This window comes from Flavobacterium sp. FG68 (assembly GCF_057808895.1).
The window spans coordinates 1-22,450 of sequence record NZ_JBMDIY010000034.1; the positions used below are offsets into that span (position 1 = coordinate 1).

Sequence of the window (22,450 nt, forward strand, 5' to 3'; positions counted from 1 at the left end):
CTTGTAATACTTGTAATACTTGTAATACTTGTAATACTTGTAATACTTGTAATACTTGTAATACCTTTAAAACCTTTAAAACCTTTAACCACACTAGCATCATTTTAAATGTATAGCAAACAAGACATAGAAAAATTAGGGAATACAGTCATATTTCTTGCAGAAAGAATAAATGATTTGTCTAAAACTAAGCTTTTAAAAATTCTTTATTTATTAGACGAGATTTCTATTTCAAAACATGGACTTCCATTTTTAAATTTAAAGTATAAAGTTTGGCAATTAGGCCCCGTTGCTCAAGATGTATATGTTGATCTATCTGGTGAACAACCTAAAATGCTAGAAGAATATATAAATCTTGTTTTTCATAGTGGAAATAGAACCTATATAACTGCAAAGAAGGAGTTCAATGACGATGAGTTTAATGATAATGAAATTGAATTACTTGAAAAGATAACTCAAGTTTTGAAAAATGAGCCAGCATTTGTTTTAATCGACTATACACATAAAAAAGATTCTTTATGGCATAGTACTGCCAACAGACACAATTTGCTAGAGTCATTTAATAAAGGCTGGCAAAATACTTCCAATATTGAATTGGATTTTAGGGAAATAATACAAGATCAACCTATGAAACTTTCTATTTATCAACATCATCTTGAACTTGAAGCAAGTTTAGGTAAATTTAAAGTGAGTTAGGATGAACGAAGGAACTCTCTTATATATTTATGATTATGAATTTGAAAAAGGAACTCCAAAAAATAAATATTTCTTATTCTTAAAAGAAATAAATGGGGTTCAATTAATTGTTTCCTTACCATCATCTATTGAATATTTCCCCACGAATACAATAATAAATCATGGGTGTATAGATTTGCCTCAAGCACAGCAAACTACTTATTGTTTTAAAGCTAAAACAATAATAGCTACAAATACTAATTTTTCTTTCCCTCTTGATACTTATTTACATGGGTGTTGGCTAAAGGACGACATAGATAAAACATTATTTTTTCAATCATATTCAATTCAAGGGATACATTATGAAATTGAAGGAGTTTTAGACGAACATGAATTAAACGCTATAATTGATTGCTTTAAACAATCTAGTTCAGTGAAAAGAAGAATTAAAAAACTACTATAATTTTTAAATAAAAACAGAACACTAAAACGAACACGATTTATGTTTTTTTTTTACCGACTAATAGAATTGCGAACACTAGTAAACACAAGGGTTCTAATTTTATTTTCAAGTTCATAACCCTGAGGTCACGGGTTCAACTCCCGTCCTCGCTACAAAAAGGCAAAACCCTTAAACAGAAATGTTTAAGGGTTTTTTATTTTAATTACATTCTTATTCCTCTCCTATTACTGACACTGCTTTATTTGTATTTGTAAATCTGTAGATCTTTCCTTCTTTCAGATAGAAATTTTTTAAATAAAATACTTAAGCTTTAATAAAATCAAGAATATCTGCATTCACTCTGTCAGCATCTGTTGTTGGTATTCCGTGGCAAAGTCCCGGATAAGTAATTATTTTTCCGTTTTTCACCAGTTTAATAGCCCTTAGTGCAGTGACTTTATAAGGAACAATCTGGTCGTCTTCGCCGTGTAATATAAGCACAGGAAAATCAACACTTTTTAGATCTTCGGTAAAATCTGTTTCAGAAAATGCTTTTATACAGTCATAATGTGCTTTAATTCCGCCGTTCATTCCCTGACGCCACCAATTGTCCTGAATTCCTTTTTTAATATCTGCTCCTTCTCTATTATATCCATAAAACGGAAAAGTAATATCGTGATAAAACTGCTGTCTGTTATTGGCTGTGTTAAAACGAATATCATCAAAAACTTCTATTGGCACTCCGTCTGGATTACCTTCGTTTTTGATCATATACGGCGTCACCGCACTAATAAGTATTACTTTTGATACACGGTTTTTACCATATTTTGCGGCATAATGAATCGCTTCACCTCCACCTGTAGAGTGTCCGATATGTATAGCATCTTTTAAATCTAAAAACTCAGTAAGTTCCGCGACGTCTGCAGCATAAGTATCCATTTCATTACCAGAATACGTTTGTGTAGATCTTCCGTGTCCTCTTCGGTCATGTGCAATTACCCTAAATCCTTTATCTAAGAAAAATAGCATTTGTGGATCCCAGTCATCTGCTGATAAAGGCCAGCCATGATGAAAAAAAATAGGCGTTCCTGTTCCCCAGTCTTTATAATAAATCTCTGTTCCGTCTTTTACTGTAATCTTGCTCATTGTATTATGTTTTAATTGTTAGTATGCATTATCAAAGTTTATAATTGTTCGTACCAGTCTAAAATATAATCTGCTACAGCTTCCCAGCCTGGTTCACCACATATAAAATGGCTTTTTCCCTGAAAAATTTTCAGGTCAACCTTGCTGTTACTGTCTTTATATTTTCTGGCCAGAGTGGTTGTAAGTGATGAAGGGAAAATTGCATCACTGCCTCCGCCAATAAATAAAATAGGATTGTGAGGCTTGCTGAAATCAATATTAGAAAAAGAATTCAACACCAGTTCACGGCTTACTTTATAACTTTCAGGAACGGCAATACTATCAAAAGCATTTGCTCTGTCTCTTTCCGGAAGTGTGTTGAAAAAGCATTTGTCATACCATTCGCGGCTGCCCATGAAATATTTTTGGGAAGAAAAGAAACCAAATGCGGGTATAACTGACTTTAATGTTGCAAAAGGAGGAAATACATTTTTTGGAGGAGCACCATCAATACTAACTGCCGCAGCTGCTTTACCTAATTCTAATAATTTCATCGCCGCCATTCCTGCCATTGAATGCCCAATGATTAATGGCTTTTCTGGCAGAGTATCAATTAATTTAACAATATTGCCAACCACATCTATAAAACCCGTTTTGGTAAGATCTGGATGAACTTGTTTTCTTAAGTCAGAAGGAATTCCATCGTGTCCGGGATTAGCCGGCGTGTAAACGGTATAGCCTTTTTGTTCGTATCGGTCCTTCCACTTTTCCCAGCTGATTTGGTTTACAAAGTTTCCATGTATCAGAATAATAGATTTTGATTTTGTCATAAGATTAATATTTAATGAGTAATTGAGGTTTATAAAATATGACGTACCTTACTTCTAAATTAGCTGTATAATCCGGGCAAAGCACTTATTAAAGATCAGATTTTAATCATTTTATTAAGATTTCAAATACTTTACAAGTATTCTGATTTCTTTCCTGTGCCTAATCATGGAAACAGATAAAGCAAGCACTATGCTAATTTACTAATTTATTGATAATCAAATAAATGTACTTTGAAAAAATTATTCTAATAACTATATTTCGCTAAAAGAATTCACCGATAGTGAAATATAAATAGTACACAAATAGAATCTATTTTAAATCTGAGAAGTGAAATTTTTCTTAATCTAGGTTAATCAGCAGATTTGTGTGTATTGCCTAAGTTTGTAAAAGAAATTAACAACATCAAATTATAACTAGAACAATATGGAAACGATAAAACTAGAATTAGACGAGAAAAAACATGGCGCTTTTAATCTTTATGTTGATGGCAAAAAACAAGGTGAAATGACGGTAAGTATTAAACCGGATTTATTGACTGTTTATCATACAGGAGTTGAACCGGAAGCTGAAGGAAAAGGCTATGCGAAAAAACTTTTGGATGAAATGGTATCGTATGTTCGTGCCAATAATTTAATGGTTTTACCGCTTTGTCCTTATGTTCATGCACAATTCAAAAGACATCCGGATGAATATCAGGATATCTGGAAAAAATAATTATTTTTTTTTACAGGCCACAGATTAAAAGGATTCACACAGATTTAAAAAAAATCCTTTTAATCCTTTTAATCTGTGGCCAAAAAATCCACTTTAATCAGTCTCATAATTTTAAAAATATAACATTATGAATACAGAAATTTTAACCGACGGTATTCCTTTAAACGAAGCTAAAAAAGCTTTAGTCATGATTCATGGCCGTGGTGCGGGCGCTCATGATATTCTTTCAATTGCAAAACATCTTAAAGTTGATGATTTTGCATTAGTAGCGCCACAGGCCGAAAACAGAACATGGTATCCGTATTCTTTTTTGGCTCCACTTAATGAAAATGAACCTTCTTTTTCAAAATCATTAGAAGCTATTCATCAGGTTGTGGTGGCAATTCAGCAAAACGGAATCGAAAAAGAGAACATTTATTTTCTTGGGTTTTCGCAGGGCGCTTGTCTGGCTTTAGAATTTACAGCCCGAAATGCTGCTAAATACGGAGGCGTTGTCGCTTTTACAGGCGGACTTATTGGCGATAAAGTATATGAAAATCATTATGCCGGAAATTTCGAAAACACACCAGTTTTCATCGGAACAAGTGATCCTGATTTTCATGTTCCGGTTGAAAGAGTAAATGAAACTGAAGCACTTCTTCAAAAATTAGGCGCAGATGTTACTAAAAAAATCTACCCGAATATGGGACATACTATAAGTCAGGACGAAGTAGATTGTGCAAATGCATTAATTTTCAACAAAAAATAATGATTACGATAACGCGAGTTTACAGCGATGCCAACGGCGAAAGTCATTTTGAAGATTTCGAAGTTCCGTTGAAAAACAATGGCGAGATCGGATTTTTATCTGATGATGAACCTGTAAAATCTATCGTATTTAGAGAAGTCAAACCTTCTTATGATTATGATTTTCACAATGCGCCAGACCGCCAATACATTGTTTTATTAGAAGGCGGTGTAGAAATTGAAACTTCTTTAGGAGAAAAAAGAAAATTTGAAACCGGATCTATTCTCTTGGTTGAAGACACTTCAGGAAAAGGACACAAAACAAAAAATATGGAGCCCAAACTTCGAAAATCAATATTTATAAAATTATAAACTGCCGACGTTCTGTCGGCTTTTTTATTTATAAAATCTAAGAAATAACCTCACTATATTTTTTATCGATTTTCTAAATAAAACAGCTTCATTTATAAAATTGCGATATATCGTAAAAACAAAAAACCACAGCACAAGTAAAATGCTAATAAACAAACAGATAACACGCTTGGAATACTATTTGGTTATTAGTTTTCGAATAATAAAAAGAGGCTTTTATTTCTTAATCTAGGTTAATCGATCCAGAACGATAATGGAGGTAAATTTGTATAAGAAATCAATAACAATTTAATAGTATAATACCATGGAAAATAAAATTTTAGGCTTACACCATATAACTGCAATTGCAGGTGACGCAAAAAGAAACTTCAACTTTTACTCTAATATTTTAGGATTACGTTTCATTAAAAAAACAGTAAATTTTGATGATCCGGGAACGTATCACTTTTACTTTGGCGACGAAGTGGGAAGTGCCGGAACAATCCTAACTTTTTTCCCTTGGGGAGAAGGAATTCAGCAAGGAAGAAAAGGTTCTGGAATGGCTACAGAAATTGGATATTCTGTTCCAAAAGGAAGCTTGGATTTTTGGCAGAAACGTTTCGAACAATACAATGTAATATACAATAAACCATCTGAAAAATTTGGAGAAAAATATCTTACTTTCTTAGATCCGGATGGTTTAAAGTTAGAATTAATCGAATCTAAAACAGACGATAACAGAAAAGCGTGGGAAACTGATGAGGTAAAAGCAGATGTAGCTACAAAAGGTTTTCATAACATTACTTTGACTTTAAACGACATTAAACCAACTGCTGCAATTTTAACTGAAATATTTGGTTACAAATTAATCGATCAAGACGTAAACCGTTACCGTTATACAACAGATGCTGTAGAAAATGCTGCAATTGTTGATTTGGTAGAATTGGCTGATGAAAAACGCGGTTTAAACGCAAATGGAACTGTTCATCATGTTGCTTTCCGAGTAAAAAATGATGAAATTTTAATGCACTTCCGTGAAAAAATCGAAGCTTACGGATTGTCAATTACACCGCAGATCGACAGACAATATTTCCATTCTTTATATTTTAGAGAACCGGGAGGTGTTTTATTTGAAATTGCTACAGATAATCCCGGATTTACTGTAGATGAAAGCTTAGAAGAATTAGGTAAAAACTTAAAACTTCCTGCTCAATATGAGTCTCAAAGAGCTGCTATCGAAAATCATTTGGTTAAAATTAATTAATGAAACTTTTAGAATAAGTTAAAAGGCAAAACCCTTAAACATTTCTGTTTAAGGGTTTTTTATTGGTCTAAATCAAAAGATTAAATTCTCAATTAAGTTTTATCAAAATAACTTAAAAATTCTCAATTCCTTTTTGTAAAAACGCTGCATATTTTTTCACATCAGGTTCGTATGCTGCTGGTTTAGAAAGCATATTTCCGTTTGTATCCATCAAAGCATAATACGGCTGCGAATTGGTTTGGAACTTTTCAGTTTGAAAATTACTCCATTTATTCCCAATTGTTTTGATCTTTTTCCCGGTAGTTTTCGAAATAAACTGTTCCTTTTCCGGAAGTACTGTTGTATCATCTACATAAAGTGAAATCAATACATAATTGTTGTTTAGCTTTTCCCACACTTCTTTATCACTCCAAACATTGTCTTCCATCTTGCGACAATTCACACAACTCCAACCCGTAAAATCAAGTATGATAGGTTTATTTACTTTTTTCGCATAAGCCAGTCCTTCTTCATAATCATGAAAACAGTTGAGATTTTGCGGACATGGCTGCGAATGTTTTTCTGTCACATTTTCTGTATTGGATGAAACAGAAGCGGTATTATTTTGATTCCATTCTTTGTAAAAATCCGCTGGCTAGTTTCAAAGGGGCGCCCCACAGCCCCGGAATCAAATAAACCACAAAACTGAATATCAAAATAGAAGACACAAAACCGCTGATTGAAACTTTTGAATTGTTTTCGTATTCATCAAACTTTAGCTTGCCCAGCATGTAAAATCCAAATAAGGTAAAAATAACAATCCAAATGGCTATAAAAAGTTCACGCTTCAATATTCCCAATCCATAAACAAGATCAAACGTTGAGAGGAATTTTAGCGCCAAAGCCAGTTCAAGAAAACCTAATATCACTTTTACTTTTCCAAGCCAGCTGCCTGATTTAGGTAGTTTTTTTAGCATACTCGGAAAAGCCGCAAAAAGCAGAAACGGAATGGACAGCGCAAATGAAAACCCAAACATTCCTATTGCTGGTCCAATAATACTTCCGCTAATTGCAGCTTCAACCAAAAGATTTCCTATAATTGGCCCTGTGCAGGAAAACGAAACCAGTGCCAGTGTAAAAGCCATAAAAAATATTCCAATCAATCCGCCTTTATCAGCCATTTCATCAGATTTGTTAAGCCAGCTGCTTGGAAGTGTTATTTCAAAAGCGCCTAAAAATGAGATGGCAAAAACAACAAATATCAAAAAGAAAATAAAATTTACAATACCATTACTTGCCAAAGCATTCAGCGCATCTGGTCCTAAAGTCAGCGTAACCGTTAAACCAAGTGTGACATATATTGCAACAATGGATGCAGCATAAATGATGGCTCGCTTTATTCCTCCGTTTTTGGTAAAATAACTAACCGTAAGCGGAATCATAGAAAATACACAAGGCGTTAATATTGCCAAAAATCCGCCTAGAAATCCTCCCAGAAATATCCACCATAAATTAGCTTCTTTTACGGGTGGTACATAATGCGCATTTGCTGCACTTTGTTTAGGCATGTATTTTAAATTAATTTTCTCGGTTTCCGGCGGAAGGCACATTGTACTTCCACACGACATATAATTGACAGTTGCTTTAATCTTTATGCTGTCTTTTGCTTTAGGAATTATCTTTTGTATAAAAGTGACTTCATTTTCAAAATAGTACAAAGTCTGATTCTCAAACTCCTTCTCTATTCGGTTGAGAGGTTTGGGTTCCATTACTCGGCCTGCAAGAACATATTGGTCTGATTCTTCAAAATGAAAAGAGGTAGGAAGCGGACCATCCTGTATTTTATTAAACTGACTGTTAATATGCCAGCCTTTTTTAATTACAGCCGAAAATGTTAATTGTAACGTATCGCCAGAACCTTGTTCAATTCTTGATTTCCATTTTACAGGATTTTCCTGAATCTGCGCGTTTACATTTATAAAAAACAAAATGAAAAGTATCCCAAGAATACCCTTAAATTTTTGATACATATTATTTATTTTTTGATTCTTCTGGTTCAAAATCCAGCGAAATAGAATTCATACAGAATCTTTTGTAAGTAGGCGCCGGACCATCATCAAAAATGTGTCCCAAGTGCGCATCGCATCGTCCGCAGAGAACTTCTGTACGGTTCATTCCAAGTGAATTATCTTCGTGATAACGCACACTGTTTTTTCTAAGAGGTTCGTAAAAACTCGGCCATCCGCAGCTGCTTGCAAATTTGGCATCAGATTTAAAAAGTACGTTACCGCACGCTGCACAATAATAAGTTCCTTTAGTACTGCTTTTCCAGTATTTCCCTGTAAAAGGTCTTTCGGTATTTTTTTCTCTTGCCACCAGATATAAATCAATCGGTAATACTTTTTTCCATTCAGCATCAGATACATTCAGTTTTGACGTATCGGTTGTTGAATAGTAAGGATTATTTTCATGTCCTTTTTCTGATTTCATATTTTGAGCATAACCGCTGGCAGTCAATAAAACTGCTATACAGCTTAATACTATATTTTTCATAGTGATCACTATTTGAGTTTCTTTTTAAATATTTCCCTGAATTTTTCCAGCTCGGGCTGAATTACATATCGGCAATAAGCCTGATTAGGGTGCTTTTTATAATATTCCTGATGGTAACTTTCGGCATTGTAAAATTTAGTGAAAGATGTTACTTCTGTCACGATATTACGTTCGTAGATTTTTTTCTCCTTGAGCTGCGCAATGCAATATTTGGCTCTTTGTTTCTGATTTTCATTATGATAGAAAATCGCCGAACGGTATTGTGTCCCAACATCATTGCCTTGACGATTCAACTGCGTTGGGTCATGTGAAAGAAAAAAAGCTTCCAGTAATTCATCATATGAAATTAAAGACGGATCATAAACAATAGAAAAAGCCTCAGCGTGTCCGGTTGTTCCGGTACAAACTTCTTCATAACTGGGATTTTCAGTAAGACCGCCTGTATAACCAGGCGTAACTTTTAATACGCCTTTAAGCTGTGAAAATTTAGCTTCTCCGCACCAAAAACAGCCTGTAGCAAATGTTGCCGTTTCGGTTTGAACTGCCGTTGTTTGAGTTGAACCGGCTGAACTTTTAAAAGTGTGAAATGCAAATCCTGAAAGCGAGGAAAATATCAGGATATAAATTGCCAGAACGTGTTTTTTCATAAATTTTATTATTAATTCAGATAGAGATCAAATCTTCTGACTCAATCAAAAGGGTAGATTATTGAGCCGAGGCTTCTTTAGCAAATTCAAGCAATCCTGCTCCATCAACATATCCAATATGACTGGCAATTATTTTTCCGTTTTGATCCAAAATTAAAAGTGTCGGCAGACCTTCAATTCCCCATGTTTTGGCTAGTGTAGTTCCTTCTCCTTTTTCTACATCAATACTGAAATTGATATAATTTTTATTAAAATAAGCAGCTGCCTTTTGATCTTTGAATGTAGTTTTCTGAAGCTGTTTACAAGGAGCACACCATACGGCGTATGCATCTACAAAAATATTTTTATGACTTGCTTTAGCCATAGTAAGTGCCTGCTGATAATTCTTCGGAACAAAATTTATTTCATTTCCTGTTTTCTTCTGAGCTTCTGCATTCAAAGAACAAAACATTGAAAACAGGAGAAAACAAAATGATAACAGACCAGAACCGTTTTTTAAATTTTTCATTTGAATAAAATTTTACGATTAGCCGCTCCTCGCACCGATGCCATCAGTAACCTTGAAACACCGATGCTTAATAGCGGACACTTTAAAAAATAAGAAATGTTATTATTTTTTCAGATAAGAAAGTACTTCTTTAGAATGATCTTCACCTTTCATAAAATCTCTGAAACTGTAAGCAATAACACCATCTTTTCCAATCACAAACGTTTCACGTCCGCTCAGGATCATAGTGCCTAAATTTTCTTCTTTCACACCAAACAATTTCAATACTTTATTATCCGGATCGCTTAACAAATCAAAAGGAAGTTTTTCTTTTGATTGAAATGCTTTATGGCTTTCAACAGTACCTTGGTTAATTCCTATAACAAGAGCGTTGGCATCTTTGTATTTTGCGTAAGCATCTCTAAACGCGCATACTTCGGCAGTACAAACAGGACTCTGATCCATTGGGTAGAAAAAAACCACTATTTTTTGTTTCCCTAAATGATCTGCCAGTTTAAAGTCTTTACCATCTTGATTTTTTAGAGTAAATCCCGGAGCTTTATCTCCTTTTTTTAATGTTTCCTGTGCGTAAATATTCGAAACTGTTAGAGACAGGACTGCAATTATCATCATTACAATTCCCTTCATTTTTTTTGATGTTATCATGATTTTAAATTTTAAATTGTGCCATTATTGACCTTGTAAAATTGCAATACAAAAAAGAGTTTGTTTTTGCGATTAAGGTCAATTATTTGGTAATTTGGTTCAGCTTAAAAATTATTTTATTTAAGCAAAAAGCTGCGCATCAGAAGTAATCTGAACACTTAAAGCTTTTGATATTAAGCAATTCTGTTCTGCTGCTTTTGTAACAGCTGTAAATTCTTCTTCACTAATTCCCGGTACACTTCCTGTAATTGAAAGATGAATTCCTGAAATAGCAAAACCTTCCATCGTTAAAGTTGCTTCAGTATTCAATAATGTTGGTGTTAAGCCTTTTTCTGCCAAGGCAAAACTTACTGCCATTGTAAAACAGCCTGCATGTGCCGCCGCTAATAATTCTTCGGGATTTGTACCTTTTTCTTCTCCTGTAAAACGAGTTTTAAAACTGTAGTTGGTTTGATTTAAAATCCCGCTTTGAGTTGTTAATTCTCCTTTTCCTTCTTTTGCACTTCCTGTCCATTGTGCTTTTGCTGTACGTTTCATTTCTTTATTATTGTTTAATTTGATTGTCATTATTGACACTACAAAATTGCGTTATACTTAAGAGAAGGATTTTGCCAATAAGCCCAATTATTTGGCAATTTAGTCCAAAAAAAAAGCCCTAAATCTTTTCAGTTTAGGGCTTTTGTTATCAGCTATTTTGTTTGCTAGAAAGACAATAGAGAAATACCGGCATTTACATAACCTGTACTTGTATTATCACTTGTAAAAGAAGCATTGCTGTAATGTTCACCATCTTTAAATAATCTGGAAGAGAAATAATTATTGATACCGCCTCCTACGCTTAACATGATATTTTTGGCAAAAAGATATTCAAATGCTGCACCGCTTTTTAGCTCAATTGTATTGTAACTTACTTTACCATCGAGCAGATTATTTCGTCGGTTGTAAAAAGTACTGAACGAACTTTGGTTGGAACCGAGAATAACCCATGCATTTCTCGTCACTTCTTTTTTAAGATTAATTCCTGTTGGAATATCTACAATAAGTTCCAATCCTGACGAAAGGAATTTATGATAATAATTTATGATTGGTTCTACGGGAATTGGCGAAGAAGGATCGATCAGCACCAAAAGTCCGACAGAAAATGAAGAGTTCTCTGTTTTCTTTATTGGTAAAGTGAAACTTCCATTAAAATTAAAACGTTTCACAGAATTTAGATTATCTGAAATACCTCTGGCAACCAATGAATATATAATGGGATGATTAAAAATACGGTCAGATCTGGAATAATTTACCGCAACATCTATCGTATTTCTATCCGATGTTAAAGGCATTAATTGAGAATCAGTAAGATTGGTTATATCTTTAAGTTCGATGGCGGTATACGTATAAAATACCGTTGCCGAAAGAGAATTACCACTCCATTGAATTGCCGGAGAATTGAAAAAAGTAGTGATACGTTCGGTCTTTATTTTTCCATTTGCAAAATCTTTATCATCGAGTTTTGAATCAAAATCGCTGTAACCAAAACTACTGGCCGAAAAACCAAACTGTCTTAAAGCCGGATAGCGAATTGCGAGCTCTCTTTTTCCTGCACTTGTGGTGTCTGCCGCAGGATGTACAGATGACATACTGACCATGTTTTGTGCTTGTAATGCGCACGAGAAAAGTAATATATAAATGAAAAAGGCTTTTATTTTCATGGCTTTGTTATTTAAAATAGTATGTTTCCTGATTTAAAGTCCTGTTGTTTTATTGATAAACTTCTGTTTTCTAAACTGAAATATTGAACCGGCAATAAAGAGCAGTAATAAAACAAGAAGTGTGTTCCCAATTACAGGATCTTTAATATCCTTAGCCAGCGGATGTCCTAGCGGAACTCTGGTAAAAGTTTCATTAACGGTTGGAACAAGTGACAGAAAAAAACTAAAAGACAACCAGAAATTTTCAAAATAACGAGCTCTTCCGCTGTTTTTTCTTTTTGAATTCAGAAAATAGGCTGCTAATACCAGAATGATTATAAAAATAGCAAAGACATGTCCCGGATTAAATCCGCCATGTTTGGAGATTCCTAACGAAGTTAGTGAGGTTACGACTGTTCCGTAAAAATATATTTTACCGGATAATGTGTTCAAATTGATTTTACCGTATTTGATAAAATCTACTACTGCCGCTACCATTGCGGCAACACCTATAATTGTGTGAAAAATTCCTAAGCTTGATAATCCCATTTTTTATGATTTAAATTTGTTTGAAATACTTAGCAAACTTCCGATAGATCAAGGAGAATGGTTTTGTCAATTAGTCCAACTATTTGGCAATTTGGTTCACAAAAAAAGCATCCTTCAAATAAATGAAAGATGCTTAAATAGTATAAAAATGAGTTTTACAATTACTCTTTGTTATTCAGTTTTTGGCGGTAATTTGTTGGGCTCACATTGTATTTACTGGTAAAACTTTTGGTGAAATTTGCCAAGTCATTAAAACCGCAGTCAAATGCTATTTCTGTAATACGCTGATCTGAAACCTGCAGTAATTCGGCAGCTTTCTCCAGTTTTTTAACTTTGATATAATTAGCAGGTGTATCATGGAATATTTTTGCAAATTCTCGTTTGAATGATGACACACTTAAATTGTTTTGCTGCGCCAGTTCTTCAATTGTCAATTGTGAAAATAAATTTGCTTCTATAATTTGTTTAAAAGTATAAGTTGTAGGAGAAAAAAGCTGTGATAATATGAGTTGTATTGATTCTGAATTTTGTGTTTGAGAAAGCAAAAGTATAATTTCCTTTACTTTCAATACCAAAATATCTTCGTTGATCAAAGATGGATTTTCAAAATAAAACAATAATCCTTCAATGTACTTCTGAATTAGAAAATCGTTGTTTATTTTTTCACTTGATTTATTTGATATTACGTTCTTAGGTTTTTGAAGCAATAACGGAAGTTCTCTGTCGTATATTTTTTTTAATATCTCCGGATAAAACGTAACAATTACAATTTCACAATTACTGTTTGACTTTGAATTGTGTATTTGTTTCCCGGAATTTATACAATTCAATAATAACGAATAATTTGTGGCAACACTTATTTGTTCATCATCGATTTGATATTCAACGTCTCCTCCTTTCACGTATAAAAAACAAGCCTGCTCCGTAACCGGAAAATCAAAATTAAACGGTGGCGTTAATTCAATTTTTTGAATTAGTGTTTTGCCGTATAGATCGTGTTTTTTATAGTCGTTTATCATAACTTTTTATTTTCTTCTTTAAACTAATATTTAAATATCAGTTACAAACTCTTTTTGATTTGTATTATTATGATTGAATTAATTTTTCTAATTCTTCACGATGGTCTTCGCCCCACTGCGCTGTGTATTCAATTGCCGGTATGAGTGATTTCCCTAAAGAAGTCAGCTCATATTCGACCTTTAAAGGACGTTCTTCATATGTAATTTTGGTTAAAATACCATGATTAACAAGTTCGCTTAACTGGTTATCAAGAAGTCTTCTGGATGCTTTTGATATTTTGCGCTGGAGTTCTCCGGGACGTTTTATACCCGAATGAATACACCAGATTAAAGCGATTTTCCACTTGCCCTGAATTACTTCCATAAACAAATGCAGTCCACAGTCTAAATTTACCGGAATCTTCTTTTTGTACATAATGAATCGAATTGGGTATCAAAGGTAAAATATAAAAATGATAAATCTTATACGGCTGAATTTAGCCGTACTTGACTGATTTAAAAGCAGTCTGTAATTTTACAAAAAATAAAAAAATCATGAAATATAAATTATTCGGCACAGGAACGGGATTATATTCCAGCGAAATTATATTGGGCGCAGCGAGTTTTGGAACACGCAAAGGACACGGAACAAATCCAGAAGAAGTTCATAAAATATTAACGGCTTATGCAGATGCGGGTGGGAATTTTATAGATACTTCTGACCGATACCAACTTGGAGAATCGGAAGAACTGATTGGGAAATTTATAGAACACCAGCGCAGCAATTTTATCATTTGTACAAAATACACACAAAGTAATGAAGCTGCGCCTAAAATCAGCAATTTTGGAAATCATCGCAAAGCAATGAAACAAGCTGTAGAATCTAGTCTGAAACGCTTAAAAACAGATTATATCGATATTTATATGCCGCATTTTGATGATGGCGTTACTCCGCTTGACGAAATTATTAGAGGTTTAGAAGATTTGGTAAAAAGCGGAAAAGTGCTTTATACTGGTTTAACTAATTTTCCTGCATGGAAGGTTTCTGCAATAGCTGCTTCAACCAAACTGACTGCTGTACAAATCGAATATAATCTATTACAGCATACTGCAGATCGTGAATTTATACCAATGGCAGAACAATTTGGCTTAGGAACTATGATGTATTCACCTTTAGCAGGCGGAACATTAACGGGAAAATACAGAAAAGGAGAAACAGGGCGAATAACTCTTGGCACTTCTGATTACCACGAAGATGAAAAATCAAAAGCAATACTGGATCAACTTTTTATTATTGCAGAAGAAATTGATTCGACACCCGGACAAGTGGCTTTTGCCTGGGTAAAATCTAAAAGCGCTTTTCCAATATTAGGCGCGCGTACCATTGAGCATTTTAATGATGGACTTAAAGCTTCTTCTATAGAATTAACAACCGAACATATTCAACAATTAGACAAACTGAGTGCTATTACTTTGGGATATCCGCATGATCTACTGGCAAGCGTGAGAAGTAAGAATTACTAATCTAAAAATTTGGCATAGAACTTATTCATTATAATTGAATTGTATAAATTTGTAAATGATTAAGATATATCTAAATAAAATATGAGTCAGTTTCTGGTAGCAGCGATTGGAGAAAATAAATGTACACTGGAATCTTATAATCGCAGGGATTTCTATAAAATTAGTCTGGTAACAACAGGCTGGCCGCCATACCAATTGTATTACGGGAACCTTTCTCCTATAGAAGTAGACAAACCTGCGTTAGTACTGCTTAATCCGCTTGTACCTCATTCATGGGTGGTGCCAGAACGTGAAATCGAAACAGAAGGATATTTTTGTGTATTTGATGACAAGTTTATTAATTCCAGTGCACAGCTCAACGGATTAGCCAGCCAATTATTTAATGAACAGTCATCGCCTGTTTATTTTCCGGATAACGAGGAACTAGAATTTTTATCTGTTTTATTTAAGCGTATTCGAGCAGACTCTGATATTCAGTATGATGACAAAGAGAATCTTTTTCGCAGTCATCTCAATTTAATATTTCATGAGGCTTTAAAAATGCGAAATACGAAGGACAGAGCTGATAAAGGCACTTCGAGAATTGTAGCTTCATTTTTTGGTTTACTCCGAAAACAATTTCCTGTTGATTTACCTCTACAGACTATTAAATTGAAAACTGCATCAGATTTTGCCAGTTGTCTTTCAGTACATGTTAACCATCTCAATACTGCGGTAAGAAAGGCTACCGGTAAATCGACAACGGCACATATCAACGAACTTTTATTTGCTGAAGCTAAGTCACTGCTAAGCTATACGAATTATAGTGTAGCCGAAATCACTTTTGGTCTTGGTTTTGAATATCAAAGTTACTTTACGAGGTTTTTTAAAAAATATGCAGGAACTACTCCTTCTGATTTTAGAAAAAAGATTTGAAAAGTATAAATAATGCTTTGAAAAGTCTTTACTAAAACTCAAGATACCTCAATAGCTTTGTATCTATAAAAAATCAAATTATGGACACATCTATTAAATCTACATTTTTGCTGGGCGGCGACCTGAACATTAATCGAATGGGATACGGAGCAATGCGTATTACCTCACCTGATTTATTTGGTATGCCGCAGGATCCACAAAATTCTATCAAAGTACTCCAACGTGCTGTAGAATTAGGAGTGAATTTTATCGATACTGCAGATCAATATGGCCCTTTCATTTCGGAAGAATTGATAACCGAGGCGCTGCACCCGTATCAACAAGACCTGATTATTGGAACTAAAGGCGGATTGGTTCGTTTTGGCCCGTGGGCAGATATACATAACGACGCCAGCCCGCAGCATCTTCAGGATGCACTTGACGGAAGTCTGCGCAGGTTGAAACTGGAACGTATTGATCTATACCAACTGCATAGAATCGATCCTAAAGTTCCTGCTCCAATAAGTTTTGAATTTCTGGCTAAAGCACAGGAACAGGGAGAAATCAGGCATATTGGTTTATCAGAAGTATCGGTTGATGAAATTAAAGAAGCACAAAAATATTTCAAAGTTGTTTCGGTACAAAATCGATACAGTGTATTAGAACGTCAGTGGGAACCTGTATTAGAATATTGTAAATCTCAGGGCATTGCTTTTATACCTTGGTTTCCTATTGGAGGCGGAATGACGCCTTTGACTGAGCAATTGCAAAAAATCGCCGATCGTAAAAATGTCACCATGCGACAGCTTGCACTAAGCTGGCTGCTTCATCACGCTGATAATATTCTGCTTATTCCTGGAACAGCCAATCTACATCATTTGGAAGAAAACATCAGGGCGAAAGAAATTTCACTTGATCAGAATGATATACTGGAATTGAACGCTTTAACGGATCAACAAAGCATTTAATTTTCTTTGATAAATAAAGTTTATACAATAAGGATGAGTTTTTATTCATCCTTATTATTTACTGTTTTATTCAGAATAAATACGAAAAAAACTCAACTCTACTGACAAACAGCTGTCATAACATGAAATTACTTTTGTCTTATAACTTTAAAAAAATAAGATATGAATTTAGTATCGATTCGCATTATTACTGCCCGTTTAGAGGAACTAGTGAAATTTTATGAGCAGGTTACGGGGATAACTGCCGTGCAATATACTCCAGATTTTGCCGAGGTTAAAACACCAACTACAACATTAGCTATTGGAAGTACCAAAACATTACTTTTCTTTGGTGGTGATGAGGTCGCAAAACCAGCTCAAAACAGCAGTGTGATTATAGAATTTAAATCAGAAGATGTAGAACAAGATTATATTAGATTAGAAAATTATCTTCAAAATAATATCGTTCAAAAGCCTACCACAATGCCGTGGGGAAATAAATCATTCTTATTTCGTGATCCAGATGGTAATCTTGTCAATTTATTTACGCCGGTCACAGCAGAAGCTATTGCAAAATTTAACGCTCAAAATTAACTCTAACTATCGAAGAAATTCAGTTTGGTTTTAAATAGTATTTCCTGATTCAGATTTCAATTGAAATCTGAATCAGGATATAATTGAATTTCCGCATATGAATTATTTTGTAGTTTTATAAAAATTTTGGGTGAATTATGCCGACTAAAAAAGAAACTATAGAAATACATAAAGATGAGCTAAGCGCTCCGGGTATTGATATTGCTTCCTTTGATAATCTTCAGGAATATTTGCACACTGCCCACAGAGACGATCATTATATGTTTGTTATCCTGCAAGATGGAAATTTTCATTGGGAACTTGATTTTAAAGAAATAAGCCAAAGCGGCCCTGCAATTGGTTTCGTCGCTCCCGGACAAGTACATCGCTATCTTGAAGCAAAACGATGTAAAGGCTGGCTTGTATTTGTAGATAATGATTTAGTTCCGCTTCAATATCGTGACATTTTTATTACCTATTTAAATGCAAAACAATCTGCATCGGTAACGAGTGATGAAATGGTTTTTAAAATACTTCCGTTATTGGCATCAAAGCTTGAGCAAACACAACAACCTTTGTTTGATTCTATTATAAGATCAATGATAGAAACTCTCGCTGGTATGGTCGCCTCAAAAATTTTAGATTCACAAAAATCCGTGATCCGTCCGGAAGGGCAAAAATATAATAGTGTCGTTAGATTTAAACAGCTGATAGCCGAGAACAAAACAAAAGTAAAACAGGTTCAGGAATATGCTTCTCTTTTAAATATTTCACCGCTTTACCTTAACGAAATTGCCAAACAAATCACGGGCTTTCCGGCAAGTTACTGGATCAATCAGGAAATTTTATTGGAAGCTAAACGCATGCTCTATTACACCACACTTGATGTAAAACAAATAGCGTATGAATTAGGCTATGAAGATTATCAATACTTTTCACGCTTCTTTAAAAAGAATACTGCGATGACTGCTCTTGAATTTAGAAATTCAAAACCATTAATTGTCCAATAACAGCCATTAATCGGCTATGCCCTGCACTGTCCTTCCCGTCTACCTTTGCGGTTGTATAATTATAAAAAATCTACAATGGTACAAACCAACAATTTTACTAAAATGATCACACCAATAATTCTATCGGTGTTTGCTATTTACTTAACTATTGGCATGACTCTGGGAATTCTGCCCGGTTTTATAAAAACAAATTTAAACCTCAGCAATTTTATTGTGGGCGCAGTTATCGGACTACAGTCATTGGCTACTTTGTTTACAAGGGCATATTCCGGAAAAATAACTGACACAAAAGGAGCCAAAAACAGTAATCATCTGGGAATACTACTTATGATTATTTCAGGAGTTATTTATATAACAGCTTCTCTATTTGCAAATAATGTTCTCGCTGCTATAATTTTATTGGTAATTGCCAGAATCGTACACGGAACTTCTGAAAGTCTTGCTATAACTGGCGCTCTATCTTGGGGAATAGGTTTGGCAGGTATACAGCAATCGGGAAAAGTGATGACATGGAACGGAATTGCCATGTATGCAGGAATAGCAATTGGTGCTCCGGCAGCTTTATGGCTTAAAAGTACTTATGGTATAACAACAGTATTTATTTTAATATGTGTGCTTTCTGCTGCAAGCTGGCTTTTTACACTTAAACTGCCTTCTTTATCTGTAGATCTTTCTCTCGTGAGATCTCCGTTTTACAAAGTTGTGGGTCTTATTTCGCAACAAGGTTTGGCATTGGCATTTTCAGCGATTGGATTTGCCTGTATATCATCATTTATTGCTTTGTTATTTTTAGATAAAAACTGGGGAAATCCGTCATTGGCTTTCATGGCATTTGGATTCTTCTATATATTGACAAGAGTGCTTTTTTCTTCATTTCCCGATAAATTTGGCGGTTATAAAGTGGCACTTGTATCTTTAGTTATCGAAATTATAGGTCAGCTTTTAATTGGGTTTGCACCGACTAAAATAATTGCTTTGGCAGGCTGTGGTCTCACCGGAATAGGATTCTCCTTAATTTTTCCATCGCTGGGTGTTTTAGCAATTAAAAAAGTAGTGCCGCAAATGCGCGGAACAGCTTTAGGCGCTTACGCCGCTTTTTTTGATCTTTCGCTTGCCTTGGCCGGACCGGCAGCGGGACTTATTGCAGGTTTCTATAATTATCAGTCTGTTTATTTCTTTGGAGGGATCAGTTCGCTTCTTGCAATAGCAACTTTATTTTATAAAAAACAGTAATGCTTTTTCTGCTTTTAAAAATTAAAACCTCATTATAAAATGAGGTTTTTTCTTTTATAGATTTTAAACTATCAATTCTGAATTTTCCACTAAATATTTTTAATATTATTTTAAGAAAATTTTAATCCTGCTATATGAATTTATACTTCTATTTATATATTTGTAATCAGTCTAAATAAGAATAAATTACAAAATTTCACATGAAAACAACATTTAAAACACTTAAAAACAATGTTTTAACTAAAGTGTTTCTAGCGTTTCTGATCGTCTTTTTTTGTTCAGAAGCTGCTTTTTCCCAGTCAGCTTTGGGAACTATTTCAGGTAAAGCAATTCTGAAAGACGGAAATCCTTTACAAGGTGCTGCGGTAAAAATTTCAGAATTAAATAAAACTACCACAACAGATTCTGATGGTACTTATCTACTAAAAAATATTCCTTTTGGAACGTATTTAGTTGAAATAAAACTAAACGGTTATGAGTCTGCTCCGGCTTCTGTTTTAGTCGATCAAAATAATGCAAATCCAACTCTTGATTTTGAACTTGCTTATACATCACAAAAATTAGAAGAAGTTATTGTAAGCTCCGGAGGAAACCGATTTGCAAGAAAAGAAAGTGAAGAGGTTTCTAAAATGAAACTTAAAAACATGGAAAATCCGCAGGTTTACAGCATTGTAAGTAAAGAACTTATGAAAGAACAAGTAATCACGGATTATAATAGTGCTTTTAAAAACATTCCGGGTGCAGGTATTTCTGAGGTTAGAAACCAGGGAAGATCAACTAATATTTCGAGAGGATTTGTAACACCTCAGTTAGTAAGAAACGGGGTTGGAAGTTTTACTTATAATTCAATTGATCCTTCTAACTTAGAGCGTATTGAAGTTATCAAAGGGCCATCGGCAACATTGTTTGGAAGTACAATTTCATCTTTTGGAGGTTTGTTTAACAGGGTAACAAAAAAACCTTTTGATTTCTTTAAAGGTGAAGTATCGTATTCTGCAGGTGATTGGGATTTAAATCGTTTTACAGCCGATATCAATACCCCAATTAATGATGATAAAACTGCTCTTTTCAGAATTAATACAGCTTTACATAGTGAAAGAAGTTTTCAGGATGCGGGGTTTAATAAAAGCTTTTTTATAGCTCCGAGTTTTTCTTATCAGGTAAACGAAAGACTGACTTTACTTATTGATGCTGAGTTTAGTGCATCAAAAGGAGTTTCTCCAATGAGATTAGCTCCTTTTACCGGAGCTGGTGCTACTGCACACAGCATTGAAGAAATGGAAATTCCTTATAAACTTTCATTTGCTAACAATACTGTAAATTACACCGCTCAGCAGTATAATATATTTGCACAGTTAAAATATCAAATATCAGATGAATGGACGTCACAAACAATTGTTTCGCGTACAAGATCATCATCAGAAGGATATACTGTAGCATTGACAGCTATGAGTAATGAAACATTAAGACAACAAGTTACAAATCAGGATTTTCCTTATTACGGTACAGATATTCAGCAAAACTTTAATGGTGATTTCAAAATTGGAAGCCTACGTAACAGAGTTGTAGCAGGTTTAGATTACTACAGCGTACGTGCAACGCGAAATGATGCAACGGTAAATATGCCGGCTATAAATTATAGAACACCGGGAGATGCTTATAATAACTTTACTATCGATAAAATAGAGCCTTTATTTGCAACAGCTACTTACACGAATTATACATCTAATAACGAAAGAACATACAGTGCATACGTATCTGATGTATTAAATATTACAGATCGATTAATTATAATGGCTGGTCTTAGAGCTGATCGTTATATTAATAAAGGATTGTATTATCCGGCTACTAACACTACTACAGGGAATTACAACCAAACCGCATTTTCTCCAAGATTTGGAGCAGTTTATCAAATTGTTAAAGAGAAAATCTCTGTATTCTCTAATTACATGAACGGATTTAATAATGTTGGAGGTTCAGATTTTAATGGAGATGTTTTTAAACCAAACCATGCGAATCAGTTAGAAGGAGGAGTTAAATTCGACTTTACTAAAATTAGTGCTACTTTGAGTTATTATAATATTGAAGTAACTAACGTAACGCGTAATGACCCAGATCATGCAAATTTTCAAATTCAGGATGGTACGCAATTGAGTAAAGGTTTTGAAGCTGAACTTATTGCAAACCCTATTAAAGGTTTAAATATTGTGGCCGGTTACACTTATAACGACAGTAGATTATCGAAATCAAATCCGAATACTAACGGATTAAGACCAACAACTGCAGGTTCGCCAACAACTGCCAATCTTTGGGCAAGTTACAGATTAACACAAGGTGCTGCATCTGGTCTTGGATTTGGTGTTGGAGGAATTTACGGAAGCAAATATTTCCAGACTAATACAGCTGCTTTTAAATTCCAAATCCCTGAATACACTGTTTTAGATGCTTCTGTTTTCTATGACAGACCAAAATACAGATTAGGTTTAAAAGTGGATAACTTAACAAACGAGAAATACTGGTCATACCGTTTAGCTGCTCAAAATCCAACGAGAGTTACCGGAAATATTACCTTTAAATTCTAAG

Annotated in this window: 26 protein-coding genes; 13 read left to right on the plus strand and 13 right to left on the minus strand. The window is 34.2% G+C overall.

Translation table 11 applies throughout. The features are described from left to right. The first annotated feature begins 108 nt into the window (after positions 1–108). Both ACODSB_RS19070 and ACODSB_RS19075 read left to right on the plus strand, forming a co-directional pair. Positions 109–696 (plus strand): Panacea domain-containing protein, encoded by a 588-nt coding sequence (locus tag ACODSB_RS19070; protein ID WP_488938190.1) that lies wholly within the window; start codon positions 109–111, stop codon positions 694–696. Position 697: 1 nt separating this feature from the next. Continuing rightward, on the plus strand, positions 698–1,138 hold the full coding sequence (locus tag ACODSB_RS19075; RefSeq protein ID WP_488938191.1) for a hypothetical protein: 441 nt from the start codon (positions 698–700) through the stop codon (positions 1,136–1,138). Between the two features lie 303 nt (positions 1,139–1,441). Here the strand turns inward: ACODSB_RS19075 and ACODSB_RS19080 are convergent, their stop codons facing one another. Together ACODSB_RS19080 and ACODSB_RS19085 are read right to left on the minus strand one after the other, a co-directional pair. Beyond that, positions 1,442–2,263 (minus strand): alpha/beta fold hydrolase, encoded by an 822-nt coding sequence (locus tag ACODSB_RS19080; protein WP_488938192.1) that lies wholly within the window; start codon positions 2,261–2,263, stop codon positions 1,442–1,444. Between the two features lie 38 nt (positions 2,264–2,301). Next, positions 2,302–3,072: an alpha/beta hydrolase gene (locus ACODSB_RS19085; RefSeq protein WP_488938193.1), complete on the minus strand. Its 771-nt coding sequence runs from the start codon at positions 3,070–3,072 to the stop codon at positions 2,302–2,304. 424 nt (positions 3,073–3,496) lie between these two features. Here ACODSB_RS19085 and ACODSB_RS19090 point away from each other — a divergent pair, with 424 nt between their 5' ends. The 4 genes from ACODSB_RS19090 (at position 3,497) to ACODSB_RS19105 (ending at position 6,128) form a co-directional block, all read left to right on the plus strand. Beyond that, positions 3,497–3,787, plus strand: coding sequence for a GNAT family N-acetyltransferase (locus tag ACODSB_RS19090; RefSeq protein ID WP_488938194.1), 291 nt, complete (start codon positions 3,497–3,499; stop codon positions 3,785–3,787). 127 nt (positions 3,788–3,914) lie between these two features. Then, on the plus strand, positions 3,915–4,535 hold the full coding sequence (locus ACODSB_RS19095) for an alpha/beta hydrolase (protein WP_488938195.1): 621 nt from the start codon (positions 3,915–3,917) through the stop codon (positions 4,533–4,535). After that, positions 4,535–4,885, plus strand: coding sequence for a cupin domain-containing protein (locus ACODSB_RS19100; protein ID WP_488938196.1), 351 nt, complete (start codon positions 4,535–4,537; stop codon positions 4,883–4,885). The genes ACODSB_RS19095 and ACODSB_RS19100 overlap by 1 nt, the downstream gene beginning before the upstream one ends. 304 nt (positions 4,886–5,189) lie before the next feature. Further along, the gene (locus tag ACODSB_RS19105; RefSeq protein ID WP_488938197.1) at positions 5,190–6,128 is read left to right on the plus strand and encodes a ring-cleaving dioxygenase; all 939 of its coding nucleotides are present in this window, start codon (positions 5,190–5,192) and stop codon (positions 6,126–6,128) included. Positions 6,129–6,240: 112 nt separating this feature from the next. On the opposite strand, the gene ACODSB_RS19110 is transcribed toward ACODSB_RS19105, so the two are convergent. The 11 genes from ACODSB_RS19110 to ACODSB_RS19160 all read right to left on the minus strand — a co-directional run bounded on the left by ACODSB_RS19110 (position 6,241) and on the right by ACODSB_RS19160 (position 14,122). After that, the gene (locus tag ACODSB_RS19110) at positions 6,241–6,696 is read right to left on the minus strand and encodes a thioredoxin fold domain-containing protein (protein ID WP_488938198.1); all 456 of its coding nucleotides are present in this window, start codon (positions 6,694–6,696) and stop codon (positions 6,241–6,243) included. Positions 6,697–6,727: 31 nt separating this feature from the next. Then, a complete protein-coding gene (locus ACODSB_RS19115) occupies positions 6,728–8,137 on the minus strand; it encodes a protein-disulfide reductase DsbD family protein (RefSeq protein ID WP_488938199.1) in 1,410 nt (469 codons plus the stop codon). Position 8,138: 1 nt separating this feature from the next. After that, positions 8,139–8,660: a peptide-methionine (R)-S-oxide reductase MsrB gene (gene msrB, locus ACODSB_RS19120; protein WP_488938200.1), complete on the minus strand. Its 522-nt coding sequence runs from the start codon at positions 8,658–8,660 to the stop codon at positions 8,139–8,141. A gap of 8 nt (positions 8,661–8,668) precedes the next feature. Further along, on the minus strand, positions 8,669–9,307 hold the full coding sequence (msrA, locus tag ACODSB_RS19125; protein WP_488938201.1) for a peptide-methionine (S)-S-oxide reductase MsrA: 639 nt from the start codon (positions 9,305–9,307) through the stop codon (positions 8,669–8,671). Positions 9,308–9,365: 58 nt separating this feature from the next. Further along, positions 9,366–9,815, minus strand: coding sequence for a thioredoxin family protein (locus tag ACODSB_RS19130; protein WP_488938202.1), 450 nt, complete (start codon positions 9,813–9,815; stop codon positions 9,366–9,368). Between the two features lie 102 nt (positions 9,816–9,917). After that, a complete protein-coding gene (locus ACODSB_RS19135; RefSeq protein WP_488938203.1) occupies positions 9,918–10,460 on the minus strand; it encodes a peroxiredoxin in 543 nt (180 codons plus the stop codon). A gap of 120 nt (positions 10,461–10,580) precedes the next feature. Then, entirely contained in the window at positions 10,581–11,027 is a 447-nt protein-coding gene (locus ACODSB_RS19140; protein WP_488938204.1) for an OsmC family peroxiredoxin, read from the minus strand. Between the two features lie 134 nt (positions 11,028–11,161). Beyond that, on the minus strand, positions 11,162–12,160 hold the full coding sequence (locus ACODSB_RS19145) for a hypothetical protein (RefSeq protein ID WP_488938205.1): 999 nt from the start codon (positions 12,158–12,160) through the stop codon (positions 11,162–11,164). A 33-nt stretch (positions 12,161–12,193) separates the two neighbouring features. Beyond that, positions 12,194–12,688: a hypothetical protein gene (locus ACODSB_RS19150; RefSeq protein ID WP_488938206.1), complete on the minus strand. Its 495-nt coding sequence runs from the start codon at positions 12,686–12,688 to the stop codon at positions 12,194–12,196. A gap of 161 nt (positions 12,689–12,849) precedes the next feature. Beyond that, positions 12,850–13,707 carry an AraC family transcriptional regulator gene (locus tag ACODSB_RS19155; RefSeq protein ID WP_053472822.1) on the minus strand — a complete coding sequence of 286 codons (858 nt, stop codon included), beginning with the start codon at positions 13,705–13,707 and terminating at the stop codon, positions 12,850–12,852. A 67-nt stretch (positions 13,708–13,774) separates the two neighbouring features. Further along, the gene (locus ACODSB_RS19160) at positions 13,775–14,122 is read right to left on the minus strand and encodes a winged helix-turn-helix transcriptional regulator (protein WP_053472823.1); all 348 of its coding nucleotides are present in this window, start codon (positions 14,120–14,122) and stop codon (positions 13,775–13,777) included. Positions 14,123–14,241: 119 nt separating this feature from the next. Between ACODSB_RS19160 and ACODSB_RS19165 the strand changes: the two genes are divergently transcribed. From ACODSB_RS19165 to ACODSB_RS19195, 7 genes are all read left to right on the plus strand, one after another. After that, complete coding sequence (locus ACODSB_RS19165) at positions 14,242–15,210, plus strand: aldo/keto reductase (protein ID WP_488938207.1); 969 nt, start codon at positions 14,242–14,244, stop codon at positions 15,208–15,210. An 81-nt stretch (positions 15,211–15,291) separates the two neighbouring features. Next, positions 15,292–16,125 carry a helix-turn-helix domain-containing protein gene (locus tag ACODSB_RS19170; protein ID WP_488938208.1) on the plus strand — a complete coding sequence of 278 codons (834 nt, stop codon included), beginning with the start codon at positions 15,292–15,294 and terminating at the stop codon, positions 16,123–16,125. A gap of 80 nt (positions 16,126–16,205) precedes the next feature. Further along, positions 16,206–17,072, plus strand: a complete 867-nt coding sequence (locus ACODSB_RS19175; RefSeq protein WP_488938209.1) for an aldo/keto reductase — start codon at positions 16,206–16,208, stop codon at positions 17,070–17,072. A 162-nt stretch (positions 17,073–17,234) separates the two neighbouring features. Beyond that, positions 17,235–17,645: a VOC family protein gene (locus ACODSB_RS19180; protein WP_056201201.1), complete on the plus strand. Its 411-nt coding sequence runs from the start codon at positions 17,235–17,237 to the stop codon at positions 17,643–17,645. Positions 17,646–17,782: 137 nt separating this feature from the next. After that, positions 17,783–18,634: a helix-turn-helix domain-containing protein gene (locus ACODSB_RS19185; protein ID WP_488938210.1), complete on the plus strand. Its 852-nt coding sequence runs from the start codon at positions 17,783–17,785 to the stop codon at positions 18,632–18,634. A gap of 75 nt (positions 18,635–18,709) precedes the next feature. Continuing rightward, a complete protein-coding gene (locus ACODSB_RS19190; RefSeq protein WP_488938211.1) occupies positions 18,710–19,867 on the plus strand; it encodes an MFS transporter in 1,158 nt (385 codons plus the stop codon). 200 nt (positions 19,868–20,067) lie between these two features. Then, positions 20,068–22,449: a TonB-dependent siderophore receptor gene (locus tag ACODSB_RS19195; RefSeq protein ID WP_488938212.1), complete on the plus strand. Its 2,382-nt coding sequence runs from the start codon at positions 20,068–20,070 to the stop codon at positions 22,447–22,449. The last annotated feature ends 1 nt before the right edge of the window (position 22,450 follow it).